The sequence below is a fragment of the Agarivorans aestuarii genome (assembly GCF_019670125.1).
GTDB classification, from domain to species: domain Bacteria; phylum Pseudomonadota; class Gammaproteobacteria; order Enterobacterales; family Celerinatantimonadaceae; genus Agarivorans; species Agarivorans aestuarii.
On sequence record NZ_AP023033.1, the window covers coordinates 3,486,975 to 3,495,000 of the forward strand.

Annotated in this window: 5 protein-coding genes and 2 rRNA genes (1 of these 7 running past the window's edge); 3 read left to right on the plus strand and 4 right to left on the minus strand. The window is 45.9% G+C overall.

What is annotated here, in order from left to right:
• Positions 1–75 precede the first annotated feature (75 nt).
• Positions 76–642 (minus strand): DUF1415 domain-containing protein, encoded by a 567-nt coding sequence (locus K5609_RS16250; RefSeq protein WP_221074563.1) that lies wholly within the window; start codon positions 640–642, stop codon positions 76–78.
• 59 nt (positions 643–701) lie between these two features.
• The gene (locus tag K5609_RS16255) at positions 702–1,580 is read right to left on the minus strand and encodes a LysR family transcriptional regulator (protein ID WP_221074564.1); all 879 of its coding nucleotides are present in this window, start codon (positions 1,578–1,580) and stop codon (positions 702–704) included.
• Positions 1,581–1,679: 99 nt separating this feature from the next.
• Between K5609_RS16255 and K5609_RS16260 the strand changes: the two genes are divergently transcribed.
• The 3 genes from K5609_RS16260 (at position 1,680) to K5609_RS16270 (ending at position 5,503) form a co-directional block, all read left to right on the plus strand.
• Positions 1,680–2,657, plus strand: a complete 978-nt coding sequence (locus tag K5609_RS16260; protein ID WP_221074565.1) for an aldo/keto reductase — start codon at positions 1,680–1,682, stop codon at positions 2,655–2,657.
• Between the two features lie 29 nt (positions 2,658–2,686).
• The gene (locus K5609_RS16265) at positions 2,687–3,658 is read left to right on the plus strand and encodes an aldo/keto reductase (RefSeq protein ID WP_221074566.1); all 972 of its coding nucleotides are present in this window, start codon (positions 2,687–2,689) and stop codon (positions 3,656–3,658) included.
• A 114-nt stretch (positions 3,659–3,772) separates the two neighbouring features.
• Positions 3,773–5,503, plus strand: coding sequence for a GGDEF domain-containing protein (locus tag K5609_RS16270; protein WP_221074567.1), 1,731 nt, complete (start codon positions 3,773–3,775; stop codon positions 5,501–5,503).
• A 272-nt stretch (positions 5,504–5,775) separates the two neighbouring features.
• On the opposite strand, the gene rrf is transcribed toward K5609_RS16270, so the two are convergent.
• Together rrf and K5609_RS16280 are read right to left on the minus strand one after the other, a co-directional pair.
• Positions 5,776–5,891 (minus strand): 5S ribosomal RNA (gene rrf, locus K5609_RS16275).
• Between the two features lie 111 nt (positions 5,892–6,002).
• Positions 6,003–8,026: ribosomal RNA gene (locus K5609_RS16280) — 23S ribosomal RNA — on the minus strand; it runs 866 nt beyond the window's last position.

Consider the following 8,026-nt stretch of genomic DNA (forward strand, 5'->3'; position numbering starts at 1 on the left):
TGTAAAATTTGCTGGCAAAGCATAAGCAAATAACTTAGTAATTTCAAAGCGATAAGATAAAATATATACTCTAATCTACAATTTACAGCTCGCCAAAATCTGTTTTAGTGATGAAATCCCCAGTTCTTCGGTAAGCTCAATGTTGTGCTCAGGGATCCCTTCAGGATCAGGGTGAAGTCGAGTTAAGCGACTCACCGTTGCTTCACGAATTAAGTGAAATACCGGATAAGGCGAACGATTAGTATAGTTACTTGGCGCTGTATCTGCTTCTCCAGCAAAACAGTAGTCCGGATGAAAGCTAGCTAGCTGGTAAACGCCATCATAGCCTTGCTTGCTTATGATCTTCTCCGCCCAATACAAACAATCTAAATAGTCATCAAAACTGCTTAAGCTGGGGGTTATAAACAAGGTTGTTTCAACGTCGGGCTGATTATCTAAGAGTTGGCATTCTACAACTAACTGCTGCAATAACTCTTCAATATCGTCGCTCATCGCTACTTGGTAGCGAATACTACCGCGCTCTAATTCGCGCTTTGCAAAAGGACAAATATTGTATTCAACCACAAAATCTTTCACCCAGCGCATCGTGTGCTGCTGATATTCAGCTTCGCTTATATCACCACTGGGGGAGAAATTACTCATATTTAATCCTTGAATGCTTTACAGCACATAGCGTTAATGATGCCAATCGCTAACAAAAGCTAAATGGCTTGCCTTTTGGCATAGTCTACCAGCCAATCAGCTAGCTTAGTTACTCGTTTCGAGCGATAACGTGCCGGAGGAAACACCATCCATAACGGTTGGCTTACTACTTGCCAATCTTCTAACACGTTTTTTATCTGGCCTGCTTCTAGCGCGTCACGCAAGTACATATCGTGAGTACGAATAAAACCAAAACCCTCCATGGCGGCTTGTTTAAGTACGTGTCCATTAGGGCAGGCAAACGAGCCATTTACCGACACCAACAACTTTTGCCCATTCTTTTGAAAAGGCCACTGCGACACCGTGCCACAAATACACTGATGATGACGCAACTCTTCCGGGTGCTTGGGCAAGCCATTAGCCGCTAAGTACTCAGGGCTAGCGACCACATGCGTATTTAACTGGCTTAACACCCTTACCTGCAAACTCGAATCGGGCAAAGCTCCCATTCGAAATACAATGTCAAAAGGAGAGCTCAATAGGTCTTCTCGTTGCGACGACAAATCTAGCTCGATATCAATGTTTGGATGTTCTTGGCGAAACGTAAGCAATGCCGGCGCTAACCATTTCTCTGCAAAAATGCCGCCTAAGGAGTTTATTTTTATCTTTCCTTGTAAATGATGTTGCAGCTGTTGGGCAGCTAAAGCACCATCTTCTAGCAACTCTAGGCCTTGACGACAGCTTTGATAATAACTCTCCCCTGCATCAGTCAAACGTAGCTTGCGGGTCGAACGAAATAAAAGCTGCACTCCTAAACGATGTTCTAAATCACTCACCCGTTGGCTAATGCTAGCCTTTGAGCTATGCAACTTATCGGCGGCAGCAGTAAAACTGCCGGTTTCAACTACGGTGACAAAATCGACCAGCCCTGCGAACATATTAATCCAAATTTCTGAACAATTATTTTTAATACTAGCTAAATATCAAACAACATAAAACGCTTACACTGTTTAAAACATAACCAAGCAGGATCAACAATGCAGAACAGAGTGTTAGGTAAAAGCGGCTTAGTATTAAGTGAAATTGGTTTAGGCTGCTGGCAATTAGGCGGTGACTTTGGCCCTGTGAGCGAAGCACAGTCACTGACCATTCTTGAGCAAGCCTACCAAAGTGGCGTGCGTTTTTATGATACCGCCGATGTATATGGCGCTGGCCTAAGCGAACGATTACTGGGGCAGTTTTACCAGCAGCATTCAGATATAACCATTGCGACCAAGCTTGGACGAGATGCAAACTTATACCCGAATAACTACACTAAACAAACAGTTAAACAAAGCATCGAAGCCAGTTCACAGCGGCTAGGTTTAACCAGCATTCCCTTGATTCAACTGCATTGTGTTCCCACCCAGATACTTCGTGATGGTGAAATATTCACTTGGTTAGCCGACTTTAAACAACAAGGCTTGATTGAGCACTACGGTGCAAGTGTAGAGTCGATGGAAGAAGCCAAGTTGTGTTTAAAAGACCCGGCTCTAACCAGCTTACAAATTATCATTAACATATTTAGACAAGACGCGGTAGCTGAAGTGCTCGATTTAGCTCAAGCTCAACAAGTGGGAATAATTGCCCGTTTGCCCTATGCCAGTGGTTTATTAAGTGGCGCTGTTACCGCGCAACGACAATTTGCCGAAACTGATCACCGCCACTACAACCGAGATGGCGCAGCCTTTCATGTAGGGGAAACTTTCGCTGGTTTGCCGCTAGATAAAGCATTGAACTTGCTTGAACAGCTTAAAGCGCTGCTTCCTGAAAACTTAGCTATTGCAGAGTGTGCAATTCGTTGGCTACTTGACCACCCGCAAATAACCAGCGTAATTACGGGAGCAAGCAAACCAGAGCAGATTCAGCAAAACTCTCATTACTCAGGCCAAACCTCTTTAAGCAAAGACCTTCATGCCAAGCTTGCCGATTTTTATCAGCAAGAGGTTAGCCCTTGGATTCGTGGTAACCGCTAAAGAAGCGAATAGCTAAAAAGGATAATGCTATGCAATTAAGACAGTTAGGTGAATGGAAAGTAAGCCCTCTTGGTTTAGGTTGTTGGGCCATTGGCGGGCCTTTCTTCGACCAAGACAACAAGCCTTGTGGCTGGGGGAAAGTAGACGATGCGGTCTCGATTTCGGCCATTCACGCTGCACTTGATGCTGGCATTAACTTTTTTGACACTGCAGCAGTCTATGGTGCAGGTCACAGCGAACGGGTATTGGGTAAAGCCCTAGCTAATAAACGCCAGCAAGCCATTATTGGCACTAAGTTTGGCCTAGAGTTTGATGAAGATAGCAAAACCATCAGCGGTACCTTTGATCAACACGAGACAATTATTCGGCACTGCGAAAATAGCTTAAAACGCTTAGGTACTGAGTATATCGATTTATACCAGTTTCACCTAAATGACTACCCAGCCGAAAATATAGGGCAAATAGTAGACACTCTAGAGCATTTAGTTAAGGCAGGGAAAATACGCGCTTACGCTTGGAGTACCGACTTTCTAGACCGTGCAAAGGCCTTTTCTTCAGCCGAACACTGCATTGCCTTTCAGTTTCAAAACAACGTGTTAGACCAAAACAATGATTTGGTAAACTTCTGTGCCAAGCACAACAAAACGGCGATAAACCGAGGACCACTCGCTATGGGGCTGCTCTCAGGCAAGTACCATCATGCAAGCATTCTAGATAAAGACGATATTCGTTGCATCAATCCAGAGTGGCTAAAATACTTCATAAACGGTAAAGCATCGCCTGAACTGCTCAACAAATTAGCCGGCATTCAATCAATTTTAACCAGTAAGGGAAGAACGGTTAATCAAGGAGCACTAGCTTGGATTTGGGGCTTAGGAGAGCACACATTACCTATTCCAGGATTTCGAAATACAGCTCAAGTGTTAAGTAATGCAGCTGCTATTGAACATGGACCGCTCAGTAATGCGCAAATGCAGGAAATTAAGCAACTACTCAATTAAAATAGAGCTAAGCATCTAAATTTAATGAAAAAATCATTATTCATCCACTTGTCACGATTCTGTAAAGAATAGCTGCTACACCTGTTTAACAACAGAATAGATGAGGCAACAAGGATGCGAGCCAAGCGACAATTGGAGTTTGACGACCTAATTAGGCAACAAAGCATTAGTACCGCTTTTCAAACTATTTGGGATCATAATAACAATCAAGCTTTAGGCTATGAGGCCTTATCTAGAGGCCCCAAAAATAGTTATTTCCATTCGCCACTAACACTATTTGAGTTTGCCCGCCAATCTAGCCAACAGCATGAGCTTGAATTAATTTGCGCTCAGCTAGCTCGACAACGCTTTGATAAGCAAAATGTAAACGGCCATCTATTCATTAACTTCTCACCCGATACCTTGCTGTATATTTATCAGCAGCAAGGTACTCAATGCTTTGAACAGCTTATTCCTAGCAAAGGTAATCTAGTTATCGAGCTTACCGAGCACCTGCCAATCTGCGTTGATGAGGCGCTTTTAAAGTGCATCCAAGATCTGCGTAAATTAGCTATTTCGTTCGCTTTGGATGATTTTGGAGCAGGTTACGCGGGCATTAAAACATGGTTACAACTCAGCCCTGAGTATTTAAAGCTAGACTGTTTTTTCTGCGAGCAATTGCTAGAAGATGGCAAAGTTAGCACTGCCATTGCATCGCTGGTAAACCTTGCCGAACAAATTGGCAGCCAAATCATTGTTGAATGCATTGAAAATGCCGAACAATATCAGCAACTAGTAAACCTAGATATTCCTTACCTTCAAGGTTTTCATATTGCTCGACCAACTAATCAACCAAAGCTGCGAAAAACTGCGCCAAGTACTCCTGTAGTAACAGAGCCCTATACGGCACTTTCTCTAGCCAGCTCTGCCAATATCGTGTCTCCTAACCTATCTTCAAAAAAGCTTTTAACAACAATTCTCGAAGATAAAACCATTAATTCACTTCCGGTGGTAGATGGACAACAGCGAGTTCTAGGCTTAATAAAGCGCGAAGAGTTACTTGCCCAGTACTCGGGTCCTTACGGTCATTCACTCAATCAGCGCAAAACCGTAGCCGAGTTAATGGATACCAATCCCTTAACCGTGGATACCAACACCACATTAAGTGAAATCGGCCGTAAACTTAGCCAACATACAGCTAGTGGTTTAGACGCTGTATTTATTGTTACTCAAAATAGTAAGTACTACGGCGTGGGTTTAGCGGTAGATGTAATGCGAAAGCTCTCTGACTACAAACTTCAATTAGCCCGTTACGCTAACCCCTTAACGACTTTACCGGGTAACGTGCCTCTGCAACGCAGTCTAAACCACTTAATCGCACGTAAACAGTCATTTGACCTTGCCTACTTCGACCTAAATAACTTCAAACCCTTTAACGATATTTGTGGCTATGAGCGCGGTGACAAAATGATCAAATTGGTCGCTGAGCTATTAAGGATGCATTTAAGTAAATATGCACACTTTATTGGTCACCTAGGCGGAGATGACTTTATAGTGATTTTCACCACCCAAAACTGGCAGCCATCCGTATTACACCTACTCAGCACATTTGATAGCCGCCGAGAAGCCTTGTATCGGCAAAAAGACCTAGACGCCAAAGGCATTGTGGCCAAAGACCGTGACGGCCAACAACGCTTCTTTCATCTGAGTGGATTGGCTGTAGGTGTTACCCGCTGGACTGCAGCCTCGCAACTGAGTATCGATGAGTTAAGCGAGCGGGCGAGCCTTGCTAAGAAATACGCCAAGCGTAACCACTGGTCGACTTTGTATGTGCAAGAAGGCGATGTCTGTGATGCGCTCGGTTAGTGCTGTTGAGTAAATGACTGAGGCTTGAGTGTGGGTATATCTGGAAGACTTTTGTGAGACTAAATCGCAGGCAATAAAAAAGCCCTCGTCGTATGACGAGGGCTTAGTAAGAGAGCCTGGCAGTGGTCAGGTGCGCAGCATAGCTGCTTGTGCTTCGGCGGAACAAAACTGCGTTTTGTCCCTAACCGCCTCCGCCCTACTTTTGAAAGCAGGCCACGCTAAACACAAACAAAAAGGGCTTCCCAATCGGGAAGCCCTTTTCGATAATGAGAGCCTGGCAGTGACCTACTTTCACATGGGGAAACCCCACACTATCATCGGCGCAGTTGCGTTTCACTTCTGAGTTCGGCATGGGATCAGGTGGGTCCACAACGCTATTGCCACCAGGCAAAAACTGTTGTCTTTAACATTCGAAAAAGCTAAAAATATCTCACAAGTACTAACAAGTATTCATGGTTAAAAAATAAGGTATCTATAAGCAACACCCTTTAGGTGTTGTATGGTTAAGCCTCACGGGTAATTAGTACAAGTTAGCTCAATGCCTCACAGCACTTACACACCTTGCCTATCAACGTTGTAGTCTCCAACGGCCCTTCAGAGGACTTAAAGTCCTAGTGAGAATTAATCTCGAGGCCTGCTTCCCGCTTAGATGCTTTCAGCGGTTATCAGTTCCGAACGTAGCTACTGGGCAATGCTATTGGCATAACAACCCAAACACCAGCGGTTCGTCCACTCCGGTCCTCTCGTACTAGGAGCAGCTCCCCTCAATTCTCAAACGCCCACGGCAGATAGGGACCGAACTGTCTCACGACGTTCTAAACCCAGCTCGCGTACCACTTTAAATGGCGAACAGCCATACCCTTGGGACCGACTTCAGCCCCAGGATGTGATGAGCCGACATCGAGGTGCCAAACACCGCCGTCGATATGAACTCTTGGGCGGTATCAGCCTGTTATCCCCGGAGTACCTTTTATCCGTTGAGCGATGGCCCTTCCATACAGAACCACCGGATCACTATGACCTACTTTCGTACCTGCTCGACGTGTCTGTCTCGCAGTTAAGCTGGCTTATGCCATTGCACTAACCGTATGATGTCCGACCATACTTAGCCAACCTTCGTGCTCCTCCGTTACTCTTTGGGAGGAGACCGCCCCAGTCAAACTACCCACCAGACACTGTCCGCAATCCCGATAAGGGACCAACGTTAGAACATCAACACTACAAGGGTGGTATTTCAAGGTCGGCTCCACGTCATCTAGCGACAACGCTTCAAAGCCTCCCACCTATCCTACACATGTAGGGTCAATGTTCAGTGTCAAGCTGTAGTAAAGGTTCACGGGGTCTTTCCGTCTAGCCGCGGGTACACCGCATCTTCACGGCAATTTCAATTTCACTGAGTCTCGGGTGGAGACAGCTTGGCCATCATTACGCCATTCGTGCAGGTCGGAACTTACCCGACAAGGAATTTCGCTACCTTAGGACCGTTATAGTTACGGCCGCCGTTTACCGGGGCTTCGATCAATAGCTTCGTCCAAAGACTAACCACATCAATTAACCTTCCGGCACCGGGCAGGCGTCACACCGTATACGTCATCTTTCGATTTAGCACAGTGCTGTGTTTTTAATAAACAGTTGCAGCCAACTGGTATCTGCGACTCTCAGCAGCTTAGGGAGCAAGTCCCATCACCATCAAGAGCGTACCTTCTCCCGAAGTTACGGTACCATTTTGCCTAGTTCCTTCACCCGAGTTCTCTCAAGCGCCTTGGTATTCTCTACCCAACCACCTGTGTCGGTTTGGGGTACGGTTTCGTATAATCTGAAGCTTAGAGACTTTTCCTGGAAGCAGGGCATCAACCACTTCGTGTCCGTAGACACTCGTCATCAACTCTCAGCGTAATGTAAACCCGGATTTGCCTAAGTTTACCGCCTACTGCCTTTCACGTGGACAACCATCGCCACGCTGGCCTAGCCTTCTCCGTCCTCCCATCGCAATTATACGAAGTACAGGAATATTAACCTGTTTCCCATCGACTACACTTTTCAGTCTCGCCTTAGGGGCCGACTCACCCTGCCCTGATTAACATTGGACAGGAAACCTTGGTCTTTCGGCGAGGGGGCTTTTCACCCCCTTTATCGTTACTCATGTCAACATTCGCACTTCTGATACCTCCAGCAAACCTTACGATTCACCTTCAACGGCTTACAGAACGCTCCTCTACCGAGCATGCAAGCATGCTCCCGTAGCTTCGGTGGTATGTTTAGCCCCGTTACATCTTCCGCGCAGGCCGACTCGACCAGTGAGCTATTACGCTTTCTTTAAATGATGGCTGCTTCTAAGCCAACATCCTGGCTGTCTAAGCCTTCCCACATCGTTTCCCACTTAACATACACTTTGGGACCTTAGCTGACGGTCTGGGTTGTTTCCCTTTCCACGACGGACGTTAGCACCCGCCGTGTGTCTCCCGGATAGTACTTAGTGGTATTCGGAGTTTGCAAAGGGTTGGTAAGTCGGGATGACCCCCT